The sequence below is a fragment of the Flavobacteriaceae bacterium genome, assembly GCA_003443635.1.
GTDB lineage: Bacteria > Bacteroidota > Bacteroidia > Flavobacteriales > Flavobacteriaceae > AU392.
In genome coordinates, this window is record CP031964.1 from 169,683 (window position 1) to 187,317 (window position 17,635).

The window sequence follows — 17,635 nt, forward strand, 5'->3', positions numbered from 1 at the left end:
TTTAGAATGGTTTTATCTTTGTCCAATATAGCAATTTTGAATGACGTCAAACTTTATTTTATTTAAAAACACAAAAATTCACTTTACTGTTAATGGAGAAGGGCAAGCTATTGTTTTACTGCACGGATTTTTAGAAAATAGCACAATGTGGAATGCTTCCATACCTCAATTGTCTAAAAACCATAAGGTTATTTGTATCGATCTTTTAGGACACGGGAATACAGGTTGCATTGGCTATATACATACTATGGAGCTTATGGCTGAAGGAATTTCGCAAGTGCTAAATTTTTTAAAAATTTCTAACCTTATTTTTATAGGGCACTCTATGGGTGGCTATGTGGCCCTAGCTTATGCTGAAAAATATCCAAAAACTATTAAAGGTATATGCTTAGTTAATTCGACATCTAAATCAGATTCTGAAGAACGGAAACTAAATAGAGATCGTGCCATTAAAGCTGTAAAACACAATCACAAAGCATTTATTAATATGGCAATTTCTAATTTATTCATGCCAGAAAACAGGAATCGCTTCTCTTACGAAATTAATCAATTAAAAAATGAAGCTCTTAAAACACCTCTTCAAGGTATTATTGCTGCTTTAGAAGGAATGAAAATAAGAGGTAATAGAGAGTATGTTATAAAAACATCAAGCTTTAAGAAAATGATGATGATTAGTAAAAAGGATCCTGTTTTAGATTACAGCTCTTTATTAGACGAAGCACAAAAAAATGGAGTACAAACTGTAGAATTATCTGACGGACATATGAGTTATATTGAAAATAAGAAATCTTTTTCTTACTATTTAATGCATTTCATCGAAAATATATGACTTTTTGTCGTTATATTAAAGATTTTTATTTTATATTTAACCCATCATAACTTAACCTACTTAATTATGTACAAAACTACGTCTAACAGTTCTTCTGTTTCTAAAATGTATTGTTCAATATTTGGACACAAATACAATGTTACTAAAGAAGTAACAAAACACATTAAAGAATATACTTGTAAATGTTGTAAAAAGGAATTAACCACGAATGGTAATGGTAAACTTACAGAGCTTACTCCAAAGTTCAGAGAGATTAATTCTATTTTAGAAAGTGTTTATGCCAAGCGAATGTTACGAATTAAACAGCAATCAAAAATATCTTCTGTTAGATATGCCAGTTAATTATTAACTGCATTCCAACCTTGAGCTTTAATAGGAATTTTAGTGTCTGCTCGCGTTATTAAATGTGAGCCCTCTTTAGATTCTTTAATATAACCTATTACAGTAAAATTAGGATTCGCTTTAATTTTTGGATAATCTTCTTGAGAAACAGTCATTAATAATTCATAATCTTCCCCTCCATTTAAAGCTATTGTAGTACTGTCAATTTTAAATTCTTCACAAGTAGAAATTACTTGAGGATCTAATGGTATTTTATCTTCGTATAAATCACAACCCACATTACTTTGTTTACATAAATGTAAAATTTCTGAAGATAATCCGTCACTTATGTCAATCATCGCAGTTGGTTTAACATCTAAATCTTTTAATAATGTTACAATATCTTTTCTGGCTTCAGGTTTTAATTGTCGCTCAATAATGTAAGTATAAGCATCTAAATCTGGTTGATTGTTAGAATTTACTTTAAAAACTTGTTTTTCGCGTTCTAAAACCTGTAATCCCATATATGCACCTCCTAAATCTCCACTAACTACTAATAAATCGTTTGGTTTTGCTCCGCTTCTGTAAACAACATTATCAGTGTTAATTTCACCAATTGCAGTAACAGAAATTAAAAGTCCAGATGTTGATGATGTAGTATCTCCACCAATAACATCTATATTATAAATATTAGCAGCTGTTTCGATTCCTGCATATAATTCTTCTAATGCTTCTAAAGGAAAACGATTGGATACAGCAATAGAAACTGTTACCTGGGTAGCATTGGCATTCATAGCATACACATCAGATAGATTAACTATAATTGCTTTATATCCTAAATGTTTTAAAGGCATATAACTCAAATCAAAATGAACGCCCTCCACTAATAAATCTGTAGTTACCACAATTTGCTTAGATTCAAAATCTAAAACTGCTGCATCATCACCAATACTTTTTAGTGTAGACTTTTGTTTAATTTTAAAGTTTTTGGTGAGATGATCAATTAATCCAAACTCACCTAAATCACTTAACTGTGTGCGTTGTTCATTTTTATCTTCTATCATTTTGCAAAAATAACACCTTTTTTAATTAGATAATATTTAAAGCAACATATTCGTTTAATCTAGTTTTAACTTTAAAAAAGCATCAATTCTTAAAATAATATGCATTTCATCGAAAAAAATAAGCTTTTTGTCGTTATTTTAGTTAAAAGTACTAAGTTTATCTTCCCCAAATCTTTTAGTTATGAAAACATATTTAAGCAATGAAGTGCATTGCTTTGTTTTTGGCCATAATTTTTACGAGCCAAAAAACTTAAGTAATTCAAGAGAAGAGCTTACTTGTAAATGTTGTAACACAACAATTATAAGAGATATCGATATAGACGAAAACGAGTTGTCTCCCTCAAGTAACGAGATAAAAGCGTTACTTATTAGATTACATTCACTTAAAAAATCTAGATCTTCAAATCGCATTTCTTTTGAATCTTAGATCTTAAAATCTTATTGTTTTCAATACACTCCAGATACAATCTCTTTTAATATACCTCCACTTATAACAAAAACCTATTTCACTATATGCTAATATAATGTTAGGATTTGTTACAAAAACCTACATATATTGTATATTTGCACTCTATTTAGAAACCGTCTTAATAAAAGCTTGGTTTTATTAATGTAGAGTTATATTTGTTAGTTAAAATTAACGAATGCAATAATCTAATATAATTATGATTAAAGTTTCTGAAACAGCAAAAAACAAAGTCGTACAATTGATGACTGAAGAAGGCTATAACGCTCAATTAGACTACATTAGAGTAGGTGTAAAAAGCGGTGGTTGTTCTGGGTTATCTTACGATTTAAAATTTGATAAAGAACAACTAGAAGAAGATAAAGTTTTTGAAGACAATGGTGTAAAAATTATTGTAGACAAAAAAAGCTTTTTATATCTCATTGGCACCACCTTAGAATATTCTGGAGGTCTAAACGGAACAGGATTCGTATTTAATAATCCTAATGCTAACCGTACTTGCGGTTGCGGCGAAAGTTTTTCACTATAATCCAAAAAACATAATACTGTTAATAAGTGCAGTTATCTTAATAAGATGAGTAAATACACAGAAGACGATTTAAGAGAAGAATTAAAAACCAAAGAATACGAATATGGTTTTTATACAGATATAGAGTCTGAAACATTCCCTATTGGTTTAAACGAAGATATAGTTAGAGCGATTTCACAAAAAAAAGAAGAGCCAGAATGGATGACTGAGTGGCGTTTAGAAGCGTTTAAAGCTTGGAAAGAAATGGAAGAACCAGAGTGGGCAAATGTACATTACGAAAAACCTGATTTTCAATCAATTGCTTATTATTCAGCACCTGTGGCCGTAGACCCTAATAAAACATTAGACGATGTAGATCCAGATTTACTAGCAATGTATGAAAAATTAGGGATTTCTGTGGATGAGCAGAAAAAAATGAATAACATCGCAATGGATGTCGTTGTAGATTCTGTATCTGTAGCTACAACATTTAAGAAAACATTAGCCGAAAAAGGCATTTTATTTATGAGTATTTCTGAAGCTATAAAAGAGCATCCAGAACTCGTAAAAAAATATATTGGTACTGTTGTACCTCAAAAAGACAACTTTTATGCTGCTTTAAACAGTGCCGTATTTAGTGATGGTTCTTTTTGTTATATTCCAAAGGGCGTACGTTGCCCAATGGAATTATCAACATATTTTAGAATTAACCAAGCTGGTACTGGGCAATTTGAAAGAACACTTGTAATTGCCGATGAAGGGAGTTATGTATCTTACTTAGAAGGTTGTACAGCCCCAAGTCGTGATGAGAATCAATTACACGCTGCAGTAGTAGAGTTAATTGCTCTTGATGATGCTGAGATAAAATATAGTACTGTACAAAACTGGTATCCAGGAAATGCAGAAGGAAAAGGTGGGGTTTACAATTTTGTAACTAAAAGAGGTTTATGCGAGACTAATGCTAAAATCTCTTGGACTCAAGTAGAAACTGGTAGTGCCGTAACTTGGAAATACCCTTCTTGTATCTTAAAAGGGAATAACTCGGTTGGAGAATTTTATTCTATCGCTGTTACTAACAATTATCAGCAAGCAGATACAGGAACAAAAATGATTCATTTAGGAAAAAACACTAAATCGACCATTATATCTAAAGGTATTTCTGCTGGAAAATCACAAAACAGTTACCGTGGCTTAGTTCAAATAAATTCTAGAGCAGAGAATGCTCGTAACTTTTCACAATGTGATAGTTTACTAATGGGCAACGAATGTGGAGCACATACGTTCCCGTATATAGAAGCAAAAAACAAATCGGCACAAATAGAACACGAAGCAACAACTAGTAAGATTGGTGAAGATCAAATTTTTTATTGCAACCAACGCGGCATTGATACCGAAAAAGCTATTGCTTTAATCGTTAACGGTTTTAGTAAAGAGGTACTAAATAAGCTTCCTATGGAGTTTGCTGTTGAAGCTCAAAAACTATTAGAAATAAGTTTAGAAGGTTCTGTTGGATAATATTATTTGTATGAAAAAAATATTTGCTTTAATGTTATGTGTTTCTGTTTTTACAAGTTGTAAAAACGAAATTAGATCAGAGAGTGATCAAAATATCACTTCAGAAACAATAGATGATGGCTTGACTCTTATTAACGGCGATTTTATTTTTTATGCAGATGCAGCAGTATTACAAACCAATAAAGAAATTTATGGTGTTATCATCGATGATAAAATGCATGAATTGGATAGATTAGTTAATAAATATAAGAAAGAAACTACCGATATGGTTCCTGTTCAAATTAAAGGTAAAATAATTCCAAAAACCGAAAATGAAGAAGGTTGGGACTATAAAGTAGAAATAAAAGAAATTTTAAGTGTCTTCCCACCAAAGCCAGAAACTAACGATGTTATAAAAGTTGGAGAAGAATAACGAATAACTGTTAGAAATATGAAAAAAATAGTAATTGTATTATTAAGTTTAGGTCTTTTTATCGCTTGTAAAAACGAAAAGAAAACTGCTACAGAAGAAGTTGTTGAAGAAGCTCCAAAAGTAACGCTTCAAATGTTTAATGGAGGAGATGTTATTGTAAATAAATTAGAAGCATTTTCTGATAGCCTGCACCTTTACAAGGGAGAAACAAAAGTTTTTGTAGATCCAATTTACATTATCACACACGAAAGTGGTAAGCGTTTAATTTGGGATACAGGATTACCTGAAGCTATTGGTCCTGACCCTGTAACTCCTGGCGATGGTACATTTACAATTTCAAGAAAAGATTCTCTTGCAAACCAATTAAAAGCATTAAACTTAAGCTATGATGATTTTGATTATATAGGAATTTCTCATATTCATTTTGATCATACAGGGACAGCAAATTATTTTAAAAATGCAATATGGTTAGTTCAAGAAAATGAATACAATTTTATAACAAGTGAAGCACAAATTAATGGCTTAGGTGCTGCCATTTCACAATTAACCAAAGTGCAAAAATTAAATGGTGATCACGATGTCTTTGGAGATGGTACGGTTGTTATTAAATCTACTCCAGGACATACTATAGGGCACCAATCATTATATTTAGATTTAGGCCTAGAGCGCCCAATATTATTAACTGGAGATTTATATCATTTTCAAGAAAATCGTCAAAACAAAGTTTCACCAAGTTTTAATTACGATTTTCCTCAAACAAGAGTAAGTATGGATGCTTTTGAAGCATTTGCAAAAGAGAAAAATGCAGATGTAATCATTCAGCATAGTCCAATAGATTATAAAAGATTAGAAGCAATCTTAAACATTTAAAATAGTACATTAAGTATAAACAATTCTTATGTTAACAATTAAAGATTTACACGCAAGTGTTGAAGGAAAAGACATTCTAAGAGGTATCAATTTAGAAGTAAAAGCTGGAGAAGTACATGCTATTATGGGGCCTAACGGTTCTGGTAAAAGTACATTAGCTTCTGTAATTGCAGGAAAAGAAGAATATGAAGTAGAAAAAGGAGAGATTGTTCTTGAAGGTGAAAATCTTGACGAATTAGCTGCAGAAGAACGTGCTCATAAAGGTATCTTTTTATCGTTTCAGTATCCAGTAGAGATTCCTGGAGTATCAGTAACTAATTTTATTAAAACAGCAATTAACGAAACTCGTAAAGCTAGAGGATTAGAAGATATGCCTGCTAACGAAATGCTTAAAAAAATTCGTGAAAAAGCTGAGCTTTTAGAAATTGATCGTAAATTTTTATCACGTTCACTTAACGAAGGATTTTCTGGAGGAGAGAAAAAACGTAATGAGATTTTTCAAATGGCAATGTTAGAGCCTAAACTAGCTATTCTTGATGAAACAGATTCTGGATTAGATATTGATGCACTTCGTATTGTAGCAAATGGCGTTAATAAACTAAAAAGTAAGGATAATGCAGTTGTTGTAATTACACATTATCAACGCTTGTTAGATCATATTGTTCCCGATTTTGTACATGTTCTATACAATGGTAAAATTGTAAAATCTGGAGGTAAAGAACTAGCTCATGAGCTTGAAGAAAAAGGTTACGACTGGATTAAAGAAGAAATAAACGCATAAATTAAAAAAGATTCCCTTTTTTTTTAAGGGAATGCAAAGGCAAATGGATTTAAAAGAGAAATTAGTATCCTCGTTTTTAGCATTCGAAAACAAAGTCGATGTTAATGATTATGTACACGATATTAGAAGCGAAGCTATAAAAACATTTGAAGAAAAAGGATTTCCTTCTAAAAGAGAAGAAGCTTGGAAATACACCTCTTTAAATAGTGTATTAAAACACGATTATAGTGTGCTTTCTAATAAAGAAAATGCTATTGAATATAAAGAAGTAAAAAAGTATTTTCTTGACGATATCGATACTTATAAAGTCGTGTTTATAGATGGTGTATACTCTTCACATCTCTCGCAAACAACTCATGAGGGGATGGATATTTGCTTAATGTCTTCGGCATTAACAAAGCCTAAATACAAAGCTGTAATTGAAAATTATTTTAATAAAATAGCAACTCAAGATAGTTTAACATCATTAAATACTGCATTTACTAACGAAGGTGCTTACATTCATATCCCTAAAAATAAATTAGTAGAAAAACCTATCCAGATAGTCTACTTTTCTACAGGAAATGAAGTTGCAGCAATGACACAGCCAAGAAACTTGGTAGTAGTTGATGAGAACTCTCATGTTCAAATTATTGAGCGTCATCAGAGTTTAACAGATAACCCTGTATTAACAAACAGTGTTACAGAGATTTTTGCAGACAAACGTGCTATTGTAGATTATTATAAAGTACAAAACGATAATTTAAATGCATCGTTAATAGACAACACCTTTGTTAATCAACACAGTAACAGTATTTGCTCTGTACATACATTTTCATTTGGAGGGAAATTAACACGTAACAATCTTAATTTCTTTCAAAATGGCGAGCATATGGACTCCATCTTAAAAGGAATCACGATTATAGGTGGAAAACAACATGTTGACCACAATACTTTAGTACATCATATTGAACCAAATTGTGAGAGTCATCAAGATTACAAAGGCATATTCGCAGATAAATCTATAGGTGTTTTTAATGGTAAGGTTATTGTTGAAAAAGAAGCGCAAAAAACTAATGCATTTCAAGCCAATAACAACATATTAATAAGTGATAAAGCCACTATAAATACAAAACCTCAATTAGAAATTTTTGCAGACGATGTAAAATGTTCTCATGGCTGTACTATTGGTCAGTTAGACGAAAGCGCTATGTTTTATATGCGCTCACGTGGTATTGCAGAAAAAGAAGCCAAAGCTTTATTAATGTATGCTTTTAGTAATAACGTCCTGAGTTCTGTAAAAATTAACGAGCTAAAAAATCGAATCAATAAAATCATAGCAGGCAAGTTAGGTGTAAATATTGGATTTGACCTTTAGGAGCTATTTCTTGCTATCCGTTATATCTTTTTTTGTTTATAATAAAGCAAAAAAAGGAGGTTACTACAATCAGTAATAAAAATAAAACAATGCTGAACATTCAAAATATTCGAAACGATTTTCCCATCCTATCCAGAGAAGTTAATGGAAAACCCTTAGTATATTTTGATAATGCAGCGACTTCACAAACCCCTCAAATTGTTATTGATGCTATTGTAGATTATTATTCAAACTACAATGCTAATATACATCGTGGCGTACATACGTTAAGCCAAGAAGCAACAGATGCTTATGAGCAAGCGCGACAAAAAGTGCAAGCACATTTTAATGCAAAATATGCTCATGAGATTATCTTAACATCTGGTACAACACATAGCATTAATTTAATAGCTAACGGATTTTCAGCATTTATAAAAAAAGGAGATGAAATTATTGTATCTGCTTTAGAGCATCACAGTAATATTGTGCCTTGGCAGATGCTTTGCGAACGTACAGGAGGTATTTTAAAGGTTATTCCAATGAACCAAGAGGGTGAATTGGTAATGGATACTTTTGATACATTGCTTTCTAACAAAACAAAACTGGTATTTGTTAATCACGTTTCTAACGCATTAGGAACCGTAAATCCTATCGAAACCATTATTAAAAAAGCACACCAAGTAGGTGCAGCTGTATTAATAGATGGCGCACAAGCATGCCCACATATCAAACCAGATGTACAAGCTTTGGATGTCGATTTTTATGTAGCATCTGCACATAAATTGTGTGGCCCAACTGGAGTAGGAATGCTTTATGGTAAAGAAGAGTGGTTAAATAAATTACCTCCATATCAAGGCGGAGGTGAAATGATTGCCGAGGTATCTTTCGAAAAAACCACCTATGCTGGCTTGCCTCATAAATTTGAAGCAGGAACACCAAACATTTGTGGTGGTATTGCTTTTGGAGTAGCTTTAGATTATATGAATTCTATTGGTTTTGATAACATAGCTACCTATGAAAATGAATTACTAGAATACGGGACAGAAAAGCTTTTAGAAATTAAAGGTTTAAAGATTTATGGTGTTTCAGAACATAAAACAGCTGTTATCTCTTTTAATTTAGAAGGTATTCACCCTTACGATGTTGGAAGTATTGTAGATAAATTAGGGATTGCTGTTCGCACAGGGCATCATTGTGCTCAGCCAATTATGGATTTTTATTCTATCCCAGGTACAGTACGTGCTTCGTTTTCATTTTACAATACTAAAGCAGAAATAGATGCTTTAGTTGAAGCCGTTAAAAAGGCAAAAATGATGTTGTCTTAATTAAAGAAGTTCTATCAATTTCTAAAAACATTGAAAAGCAATAATTCTTATTGTATTTTTGCATAAAATTATATTCTAGTGACTATACAAGAGATACAAAATGATATTGTTGACGAGTTTTCTATGTTTGAAGATTGGATGCAACGGTACGAATATATGATCGAACTTGGTAAGACTTTACCTTTAATTGCAGATGAACATAAAATAGAAGAAAATATTATAAAAGGATGCCAGAGTAAAGTTTGGGTTTACGCTCAAATGGATGCTGGTAATGTTGCTTTTACAGCAGATAGCGATGCCATTATTACAAAAGGTATTATTGCTATTTTACTTCGTGTATTTTCAAATCAAAGTCCTCAGGATATTATTGATGCTAATACCGATTTTATTGATAAAATAGGATTAAAAGAACATTTATCTCCTACCCGAGCAAATGGTTTGGTAAGTATGATAAAACAAATAAAAATGTATGCCATTGCATATCAAACACAATTAAATTAATGAGCACAACAGAAATAGACACACAAGAGTTAGGCGAGAAGATAGTTCGTGTTTTAAAAACCATTTACGATCCAGAAATACCTGTAGACATTTACGAATTAGGGTTAATATACGATGTGTTTGTTAATGAAGATTATGATGTAAAAATCTTAATGACTTTAACAACACCTAATTGCCCAGTAGCAGAAACACTACCTCTTGAGGTAGAAGAAAAAGTTAAATCACTTAAAAACGTAAATTCATCTGAGGTAGAGATCACCTTCGATCCACCTTGGACTCAAGATCTAATGAGTGAAGAAGCCAAGTTAGAATTAGGAATGTTATAATTAACTTTTTATCATTATTGAAGAGCAAGAACTTCATTATTTTTAATTAAAAATGAAAGACGAAATCATAAATCGCGTAGCGAATAGTAAACTCATCACTTTAGATTTAGAAGATTATTATCCTGAAGGAAAACGCATCATTTTTGATATTAAAGATTGGTTGTACGAAGGTTTCGTGCTTCGTGAAAAAGAGTTCAGGCAAAAAGCTAAAGAATATGATTGGACCATACATCAAGATCAATACATCGCTCTAACTTGTAGTACCGATGCAATTATTCCTGCTTGGGCTTATATTTTATTAACAACCGCTCTACAACCTTATGTTAAGCAAATTATTGTTGGTAATTTAGAACAATTAGAATCTTCAATTTATCAAAATATCATTAATAATCTAGATGTTTCTGAGTATCAAGATAAACCTGTTATTATAAAAGGGTGTTCTAACAAACCAGTGCCTAACAATGCATACTTGCAATTAACAATAAAGTTAATGTCAGTTGCCAAATCAATTATGTATGGAGAAGCTTGTTCTTCTGTACCGCTTTATAAACGTAAATAATTATTTTTTACAGTATCTTTATTCTCTATAATAAAAGTGATTATAATCACAACAAAAAACAAATAAACCAACCTTAAATCCTTTTTAATGAAAAAAGTAATTCTACTACTTGTATTAGGTATGAGTATCGTTATTACAAACGCACAAACCAAAGAAGAATTAAAAGCTCAAAAAGCTGAAAAACAAAAAATTGCAGATGCAGCTCAAGCAGAAGCTAATGCGTTACAAGCCAAGATAGATGCTTTACCAGGATGGCGAACTGGTATTTTTGGAACTATAGGAGGAAGCATTTCAGAATTTAGAAACTCATTTGCTCAAGGAATTCCTAATAATTCTGCAGGAACCATTGGGTTTACGGTAAATGCTTATGCGAATTTAATTCAAGAAAAATATTTCTGGCGAAACGCCCTTAATTTAAATTTAGCTTGGGTAAAGATAGATGATAGGGATGATCCAACAGATGATGATGGGTTTAGAGAATCTACAGATGTTTTTAATATCTCATCGCTTTATGGAAGAAATATTAGTAAAACTTGGGCATTATCTGGTTTAGCAGAATACAGAACTACTTTGTTAAGTAATTTTAACGATCCTGGCTATTTAGATTTAGGAGTTGGATTTACATGGACTCCTGCAAAAAATTTAGTAGTTGTAATACATCCTGGAAATTACAATTTTGTATTTAGTAATGGTGATAATGTTTTTAATTCGTCTTTAGGGGCAAAAATTGTTGCAGATTACACTCGTAAAATAGGAGCTATAAATTTTAAAACAAACCTATCTACCTTTATTAGTTACGAAGATAGTGATTTGTCTAATTGGACATGGAATAACTCGTTTGCCTATACACTTTGGAAAAAAATAGGTGTTGGTTTTGATTTTGGATTGAGAAGCAATAAACAAGAAGCTTTAAATTTTGCCTTAAGTCAAATAGATCCGTTAAACCCTCCAGCTGTAATCCCAAATTTTGATAATGTAGATAACGATTTACAAACGTATTGGACCTTAGGTTTAAGTTATTCGTTTTAAAAGATTTTTACTCTTGTGAGGGAGAAACAGCTATAATTTAAGTTACAGAAAAGACCTGTATCGTTTAAAATAATACCATACTCATAATCTTATTACTTTAGCAATCATATTAAACCATTACATATATCATGAAACAGATAGTATCTTTTTTAATCGTTTTCTTTTTAATAAGCAATTATATAACTGCTCAAAACTTTGATAATGTTACTATGAAATCTACAAAGATTACCGATAACATTTATATGTTGCAAGGTGCAGGTGGCAACATTGGATTACTTATTGGTGAAGATGGTGTTTTTATGATTGACGATCAGTACAGGGAGTTAAGTGACAAAATAAAAAATGCAGTAACAGAAATTACTTCTCAACCTATAAAATATGTATTTAATACACATTGGCATTTTGATCATGCAGGAAGCAATGAAGCTTTTGGCGAAAAAGCTCAAATTATAGCTCACAAAAATGTTAGAAAACGGCTTAAAGAAGATCATGTTATTACTCCGTTTGGATGGGATGTAAAAGCGTTAACAAAATCAGGGTGGCCAGTTATCACTTTTGATGAAGGGTTTAAAATGTATTTAAATAATGAAGAAATTAATATGATCCATGGCCCTGCTGCACACACAGATGGAGATGCTTTTGTATTCTTTAAAGAAGCAAATGTTATTCATACAGGAGATATTTTTGTTCGTTATGGGTTTCCGTTTATCGATGCATATTCAGGAGGCTCTATTGATGGCATGATTGATATTCTTGAGAAAATTATTGAACTTTCTAATAACGAAACCGTAATTATTCCTGGTCATGGAGCATTATCAAAACAAGCAGATGTAAAAGAGGTTCGTAATATGCTTATTGAAACTAAAAAACTTATTTTAGATGCTAAAAATGAAGGACGTTCTAAAGAAGAGCTAATAGATTCCAATATTCTTTCTGCTTATTCTGAGCGTTGGAGTGGTAATTTTATTGACACTGGCCTTTTTATACAATTAGTATACGAAGGGTTTGAAAATAACAAATACTAAGTGCTTTTAATTAATAAAATTATTCTTCTGTATAATCTGGGTATAAAAAATGATTATAAGGAAAACGTGTAATGTGTATCTCGCGTACCTCATCATACACACGCTTCTTGAAATCTTCAAGGTTTTGCTTATTAAGCGCAGAGATAAACAATGCATTATTACCTATTTTAGACATCCAAGTATTTTTCCATTCTTGTAGAGTATAATTGGCTTTTGTACGTTCATTAATTAAATCTGTATCGTCAAAAGGTTCTGGTTTATAAGTATCAATCTTATTAAATACCATTATCGTAGGTTTGTCTGCACTTTTAATTTCGCCTAAAATTTTATTTACTGACTCAATATGCTCTTCAAAATTAGGGTGAGAGATATCTACCACATGCAATAATAAATCGGCTTCTCTAACCTCATCTAATGTACTTTTAAATGATTCTACTAACTGTGTTGGAAGTTTACGTATAAACCCAACTGTATCGCTCATTAAAAAAGGAAGGTTTTGAATTACCACTTTACGTACCGTAGTATCTAATGTTGCAAACAGTTTGTTTTCTGCAAAAACCTGAGATTTACTAATAACGTTCATTAAAGTAGATTTACCCACATTAGTGTATCCTACTAATGCTACGCGAACCATTTTGCCACGGTTACCACGCTGCACAGCCATCTGTTTGTCAATAGTTTTAATTTTATCTTTTAGCAATGATATTTTATCACGTACAATACGCCTATCCGTTTCAATCTCTGTTTCTCCAGGCCCACGCATTCCTATCCCCCCTTTTTGACGTTCAAGGTGTGTCCACATTCCTTTTAATCTTGGTAACAAATACTGACATTGTGCTAGTTCTACTTGGGTTCGTGCATAACTTGTTTGGGCACGTTGTGCAAAAATATCGAGAATAAGATTAGTACGATCAAGTACTTTACAATCTAATATTTTACTAATATTTCGTTCTTGCGCTGGTGATAATTCATCATCAAAAATAGCAGTTCCTACTTCATTATCTTTAATAAATTGCTCGACATCAGCCATTTTACCTGTTCCAATAAAGGTTTTAGGGTTAGGTATATCCATTTTTTGAGTAAAGCGTTTTATAACTTCGCCTCCTGCTGTATAAGTTAAAAACTCTAACTCATCTAAATACTCTTTAGATTTTATTTCGTCTTGGTCTCTCGTAATAACACCTATAAGTACTGTTTTCTCTAAAGTGATGTCTACCTTTTCTATCATAGAATAATATAAGTTGCAAATGTACAAATTGAATAGTTTTGTTTTTAGTATTTTAGGCACTTAAATCCTTTATATGGCATCTAATTATCATACAATTGCGTTTTACAATATTGAAAACCTGTTTGATACTTTTAATGATAAATACACTCATGATGAGGATTTTTTATCTCATTCTGAAAAGCAATGGACTTCCAAACGCTATAAAAAGAAGCTTCGTAAAATAGGCTATGCTATTTCTAAAATAGGTTCTAAAAATTCAAAAACTTTACCAGCTATGGTTGGTCTTGCCGAAGTAGAAAACGAAATGGTTGTTGAAGATCTTATTAACTCTAAGTTTTTAAAAGATAAAAACTACGATCTGGTACATTACGATTCATCTGATGAGCGTGGCATTGATGTGGCATTAATTTATGATACAACTCGATTTGAGGTCACATATTCCGAAGCTTTTCCAGTCGAACTATTTGACGAGGAAGGGCAGCCAGATTATACACGTGATATTTTACTAGTAGAAGGTATTTTAAATAATGAAAAAATAAATGTTATTGTTAACCACTGGTCTTCTCGACGTGAAGGTGTGGAGTTAAGTGAACCAAAGCGTTTAATAGCATCTGCTAAAGTAGGTGAAATTATCACGCAGCTAAGAGAAAAAGATATTAATACTTCAATAATTATTATGGGTGATTTTAATGATAACCCTACAGATAAAAGCATTAAACAATTAGTAAATGCTCACGACTTGTATAATCCTATGGAGGGTTTATTATCTTATAACAAAGGAAGTTTAAACCACGATTTTAAATGGTATTTATTCGATCAAATTCTATTTTCTACAAACTTTTTCGAACACCAGCCTGGCACCCATAGCTTTTCTAATGCCAATGTATTTGATGCAGATTTTTTAAAGCAATTTAAAGGTAAATATAAAGGCAATCCCTTTAGAACTTATGTTTGGAAATTCTATAAAGGAGGCTATAGTGACCACTTCCCTGTATATATTAGACTGAAGAAAAACTGATATACTAAAAGCATCTTTATAATATCAGTTCTGTTTTTGTTAATGAAAATATAATTTTTTAGTTGTAGTAAGTTATTTGCATAGTTTTATGTTATGAAAAAGCTTACTTATCTATTTATTGTTTTCTTATTTGTTCAAAATAAAATCATTGCTCAAAATGGAATTTCTAAGCCTCAAAAAGCAATTATTAATTATTTTGAATTACCTCGAGAGCAAATTTATTTACACTTAAATAAAAGCACCTATGTTACTGGTGAAGAGTTATGGTTTAAAGGGTATTTTTTCGATTTTCTAAATCAAGTTCCTTCAACTGCCACAACTAATTTACATATTGGCTTGTATGATACTAATGGGAAGCAAATTCAAAAAAAACTTTTTTTAGGGTTTAATGGTAATACTAATGGTAGTTTCTCTATAGATTCTTTACTTCAAACTGGGGAATATTATGTAAAAGCAAGTACAAATTGGGGGCGTAATTTTAAAGAAGATCATTCTTATACACAGAAAATAAAAGTTTTTAATCCAAAAAATGGAAGAACTAGTTCACCAACAAAAAGAGAAAATGTTTCTATATATGATTTTCAGTTTCTTCCCGAAGGTGGTCACTTAATTGAAGGTGTAGAAAATTATGTTGGAGTAAAGCTTATTAACTCAAAGGGTAAGGGTATTAGTTTTAATAAAGCAACAATCTATGATGAAAATAAGGATGAAATAACTTCTTTTAAAAGCAATTCTTTTGGGTTAGGTAAATTTTCGATTTTTTTAAAGCCCAACATGCAATATAATGCAAAAATTGAATTATATGATGGAACTATTTTAACAGAAAAACTCCCTCATCCAAAACAAAATGGATTGGCTATTATAGTCATTAACACGCATAAAGATAAAGTGTTTTTAAAACTTAATACAAATGAAAATACATTCTCTAATATTAAAGGAAAACCTTATAAATTAATGTTTCATCAAGGCGATAAGAGCATTATTAGTGAAGTAGTATTTAAACAAAATCTTAGTGTTGAAATAGCAATAGGAAAAAGTGAATTATTTAAAGGGGTAAATATTATTACTTTATTTAATGAGAAAGATCAACCACTTATTGAACGTGTTATTTTTAATGACTATAATCTAAAAACAGATAAGATAATTATTAGTGAAGCGCAAAAATTAGGGGATTCTATTGAGTTTAATTTAAAATTAAACAGCTCTAAAAATTCAATATATAACTTAAGTATTTCTACACTTCCTCAAGGCACTATTTCGTATGCCCATGATAAAAATATTCTGTCTACATTTTCATTAAATCCCTATCTAAAAGGATATGTTGAAAATGCGGCATATTATTTTCAAAATATAACTAAAAAAAAGAAATACGAACTAGACCTGCTACTATTAACCCAAGGGTGGAGCCAGTACAATTGGAATAATGTATTTAATTTTTCTCCTGTTAAAACATATGATTTTGAAACAGGGCTATCTATTAATAGTTTAATTAATAATAACGTAAAAGAAAAAAAGAAAGCGCTTCAGCTCTATATACATCTAACAGAAAGTCAAGGCGCTACTCTTATAGATGTTAATAAAGATAATACCATTTTAATTAAAAACTTATATTTCAAAAAAGGAGAAGTATTAAAAACGTCATTAATCCGAGCCGATAAAAAAGTTTTACCTACAAGTAGTGTTTTTGAAATAAAGCCTAGATTGATTATTGATAGTATTGTTTTTAGTTCTAAAAACCCTAAGATTAATTTAAACCATACTACTAATCTTTTACCTACCTCAATTAAGCCCTTTTTTAGTAAAAATATTACAGAACTAGATGAAGTTTTAATAAAAGGGAAAAAGAAAAAAGATGACAATGAATCATCTCCATTTATTAGTGGTTCTCCCGATCGCTTTACAAAAATCACACAACGCGAAGTTTCTATATTTCCTCGTATTACAGATTTAATACGCTATAAAGGATATGATGTTATCGATAATTTAGGAAGAGTTGAAATAGTACAACGGTTTGGCTCAACATTATCGGGTTCGGGAAGATTAAGTCCTCTTCTTTTTGTAAACGGTATCGCTACAAACAACTTAGGTATTTTAGCATCTTTACGAACCAGTGATATTGAAGATATATATGTTAATCCTAGAGATATCTCTCAAGGCCCCAGAGGAGCAGGAGGTGTGATTAGAATCAATCTTCGTAAAACATTTTTACCTACATCTAATACAGATAATACTTCACAAAAAAATTATGCTGAAACAATTATAAATAATGGCTTTGAAGTAACCAAAAGATTTTATACTCCTAAATACAATACTTATTTAAATAATGCTTTTGATAATTATGGTGTTATACATTGGACTCCTGAAATTAGTGTCAAAAATGATGAAACAATCACATTTAGAACAGTAGACATTCCTAATAAAACATATGTTTTTCATATTGAAGGAATGTCTAATAAGGGTGAGTTAATTTCTCAAAGCATTAAAATACAGAGATAATACAAAGAAATTTATAAGTTTTTATA

The 17,635-nt window shown here is 31.0% G+C and carries 19 protein-coding genes; 17 read left to right on the forward strand and 2 right to left on the reverse strand.

What is annotated here, in order from left to right; all coding sequences use genetic code 11:
- Positions 1–40: 40 nt before the first annotated feature.
- Positions 41–829 carry an alpha/beta hydrolase gene (locus tag D1817_00730; protein AXT18442.1) on the forward strand — a complete coding sequence of 263 codons (789 nt, stop codon included), beginning with the start codon at positions 41–43 and terminating at the stop codon, positions 827–829.
- A 66-nt stretch (positions 830–895) separates the two neighbouring features.
- Positions 896–1,171, forward strand: a complete 276-nt coding sequence (locus tag D1817_00735) for a hypothetical protein (GenBank protein ID AXT18443.1) — start codon at positions 896–898, stop codon at positions 1,169–1,171.
- On the opposite strand, the gene thiL is transcribed toward D1817_00735, so the two are convergent.
- On the reverse strand, positions 1,168–2,214 hold the full coding sequence (gene thiL, locus D1817_00740; GenBank protein AXT18444.1) for a thiamine-phosphate kinase: 1,047 nt from the start codon (positions 2,212–2,214) through the stop codon (positions 1,168–1,170). The genes D1817_00735 and thiL overlap by 4 nt on opposite strands.
- A gap of 181 nt (positions 2,215–2,395) precedes the next feature.
- On the opposite strand from thiL, the gene D1817_00745 reads away from it, so the two are divergent.
- From D1817_00745 to D1817_00805, 13 genes are all read left to right on the forward strand, one after another.
- Positions 2,396–2,641, forward strand: coding sequence for a hypothetical protein (locus D1817_00745; protein AXT18445.1), 246 nt, complete (start codon positions 2,396–2,398; stop codon positions 2,639–2,641).
- 238 nt (positions 2,642–2,879) lie between these two features.
- Positions 2,880–3,209 (forward strand): iron-sulfur cluster assembly accessory protein, encoded by a 330-nt coding sequence (locus tag D1817_00750; GenBank protein ID AXT18446.1) that lies wholly within the window; start codon positions 2,880–2,882, stop codon positions 3,207–3,209.
- Positions 3,210–3,254: 45 nt separating this feature from the next.
- The gene (gene sufB / locus D1817_00755; GenBank protein ID AXT18447.1) at positions 3,255–4,703 is read left to right on the forward strand and encodes a Fe-S cluster assembly protein SufB; all 1,449 of its coding nucleotides are present in this window, start codon (positions 3,255–3,257) and stop codon (positions 4,701–4,703) included.
- A gap of 10 nt (positions 4,704–4,713) precedes the next feature.
- Complete coding sequence (locus D1817_00760; protein AXT18448.1) at positions 4,714–5,115, forward strand: hypothetical protein; 402 nt, start codon at positions 4,714–4,716, stop codon at positions 5,113–5,115.
- Between the two features lie 18 nt (positions 5,116–5,133).
- The gene (locus D1817_00765) at positions 5,134–5,985 is read left to right on the forward strand and encodes an N-acyl homoserine lactonase family protein (protein AXT18449.1); all 852 of its coding nucleotides are present in this window, start codon (positions 5,134–5,136) and stop codon (positions 5,983–5,985) included.
- Positions 5,986–6,013: 28 nt separating this feature from the next.
- On the forward strand, positions 6,014–6,766 hold the full coding sequence (sufC, locus tag D1817_00770; GenBank protein AXT18450.1) for a Fe-S cluster assembly ATPase SufC: 753 nt from the start codon (positions 6,014–6,016) through the stop codon (positions 6,764–6,766).
- Positions 6,767–6,809: 43 nt separating this feature from the next.
- The gene (sufD, locus tag D1817_00775; GenBank protein AXT18451.1) at positions 6,810–8,123 is read left to right on the forward strand and encodes a Fe-S cluster assembly protein SufD; all 1,314 of its coding nucleotides are present in this window, start codon (positions 6,810–6,812) and stop codon (positions 8,121–8,123) included.
- An 89-nt stretch (positions 8,124–8,212) separates the two neighbouring features.
- The gene (locus tag D1817_00780; GenBank protein ID AXT21192.1) at positions 8,213–9,427 is read left to right on the forward strand and encodes a cysteine desulfurase; all 1,215 of its coding nucleotides are present in this window, start codon (positions 8,213–8,215) and stop codon (positions 9,425–9,427) included.
- A gap of 78 nt (positions 9,428–9,505) precedes the next feature.
- A complete protein-coding gene (locus D1817_00785; protein ID AXT18452.1) occupies positions 9,506–9,928 on the forward strand; it encodes a SufE family protein in 423 nt (140 codons plus the stop codon).
- Positions 9,928–10,254 carry a DUF59 domain-containing protein gene (locus D1817_00790; GenBank protein AXT18453.1) on the forward strand — a complete coding sequence of 109 codons (327 nt, stop codon included), beginning with the start codon at positions 9,928–9,930 and terminating at the stop codon, positions 10,252–10,254. The genes D1817_00785 and D1817_00790 overlap by 1 nt, the downstream gene beginning before the upstream one ends.
- Before the next feature lie 52 nt (positions 10,255–10,306).
- Positions 10,307–10,813, forward strand: coding sequence for a DUF2480 family protein (locus D1817_00795; GenBank protein ID AXT18454.1), 507 nt, complete (start codon positions 10,307–10,309; stop codon positions 10,811–10,813).
- A gap of 87 nt (positions 10,814–10,900) precedes the next feature.
- Positions 10,901–11,842 (forward strand): DUF3078 domain-containing protein, encoded by a 942-nt coding sequence (locus tag D1817_00800; protein ID AXT18455.1) that lies wholly within the window; start codon positions 10,901–10,903, stop codon positions 11,840–11,842.
- 128 nt (positions 11,843–11,970) lie between these two features.
- The gene (locus D1817_00805; protein ID AXT18456.1) at positions 11,971–12,867 is read left to right on the forward strand and encodes an MBL fold metallo-hydrolase; all 897 of its coding nucleotides are present in this window, start codon (positions 11,971–11,973) and stop codon (positions 12,865–12,867) included.
- 19 nt (positions 12,868–12,886) lie between these two features.
- Here D1817_00805 and hflX read toward each other — a convergent pair whose 3' ends face one another.
- Complete coding sequence (gene hflX / locus D1817_00810) at positions 12,887–14,095, reverse strand: GTPase HflX (protein ID AXT18457.1); 1,209 nt, start codon at positions 14,093–14,095, stop codon at positions 12,887–12,889.
- Between the two features lie 73 nt (positions 14,096–14,168).
- Between hflX and D1817_00815 the strand changes: the two genes are divergently transcribed.
- Together D1817_00815 and D1817_00820 are read left to right on the forward strand one after the other, a co-directional pair.
- A complete protein-coding gene (locus D1817_00815; protein ID AXT18458.1) occupies positions 14,169–15,113 on the forward strand; it encodes an endonuclease in 945 nt (314 codons plus the stop codon).
- A gap of 93 nt (positions 15,114–15,206) precedes the next feature.
- Positions 15,207–17,609, forward strand: coding sequence for a hypothetical protein (locus D1817_00820; protein ID AXT18459.1), 2,403 nt, complete (start codon positions 15,207–15,209; stop codon positions 17,607–17,609).
- Positions 17,610–17,635: the final 26 nt, after the last annotated feature.

Excerpts from the sequence above, each read along its gene's own strand:
- D1817_00730 (AXT18442.1), top strand. The coding sequence starts at position 41 with ATGACGTCAAACTTTATTTTATTTAAAAACACAAAAATTCACTTTACT.
- D1817_00735 (AXT18443.1), top strand. The coding sequence starts at position 896 with ATGTACAAAACTACGTCTAACAGTTCTTCTGTTTCTAAAATGTATTGT.
- thiL (AXT18444.1), bottom strand. The coding sequence starts at position 2,214 with ATGATAGAAGATAAAAATGAACAACGCACACAGTTAAGTGATTTAGGT.
- D1817_00745 (AXT18445.1), top strand. The coding sequence starts at position 2,396 with ATGAAAACATATTTAAGCAATGAAGTGCATTGCTTTGTTTTTGGCCAT.
- D1817_00750 (AXT18446.1), top strand. The coding sequence starts at position 2,880 with ATGATTAAAGTTTCTGAAACAGCAAAAAACAAAGTCGTACAATTGATG.
- sufB (AXT18447.1), top strand. The coding sequence starts at position 3,255 with ATGAGTAAATACACAGAAGACGATTTAAGAGAAGAATTAAAAACCAAA.
- D1817_00760 (AXT18448.1), top strand. The coding sequence starts at position 4,714 with ATGAAAAAAATATTTGCTTTAATGTTATGTGTTTCTGTTTTTACAAGT.
- D1817_00765 (AXT18449.1), top strand. The coding sequence starts at position 5,134 with ATGAAAAAAATAGTAATTGTATTATTAAGTTTAGGTCTTTTTATCGCT.
- sufC (AXT18450.1), top strand. The coding sequence starts at position 6,014 with ATGTTAACAATTAAAGATTTACACGCAAGTGTTGAAGGAAAAGACATT.
- sufD (AXT18451.1), top strand. The coding sequence starts at position 6,810 with ATGGATTTAAAAGAGAAATTAGTATCCTCGTTTTTAGCATTCGAAAAC.
- D1817_00780 (AXT21192.1), top strand. The coding sequence starts at position 8,213 with ATGCTGAACATTCAAAATATTCGAAACGATTTTCCCATCCTATCCAGA.
- D1817_00790 (AXT18453.1), top strand. The coding sequence starts at position 9,928 with ATGAGCACAACAGAAATAGACACACAAGAGTTAGGCGAGAAGATAGTT.
- D1817_00795 (AXT18454.1), top strand. The coding sequence starts at position 10,307 with ATGAAAGACGAAATCATAAATCGCGTAGCGAATAGTAAACTCATCACT.
- D1817_00800 (AXT18455.1), top strand. The coding sequence starts at position 10,901 with ATGAAAAAAGTAATTCTACTACTTGTATTAGGTATGAGTATCGTTATT.
- D1817_00805 (AXT18456.1), top strand. The coding sequence starts at position 11,971 with ATGAAACAGATAGTATCTTTTTTAATCGTTTTCTTTTTAATAAGCAAT.
- hflX (AXT18457.1), bottom strand. The coding sequence starts at position 14,095 with ATGATAGAAAAGGTAGACATCACTTTAGAGAAAACAGTACTTATAGGT.
- D1817_00815 (AXT18458.1), top strand. The coding sequence starts at position 14,169 with ATGGCATCTAATTATCATACAATTGCGTTTTACAATATTGAAAACCTG.
- D1817_00820 (AXT18459.1), top strand. The coding sequence starts at position 15,207 with ATGAAAAAGCTTACTTATCTATTTATTGTTTTCTTATTTGTTCAAAAT.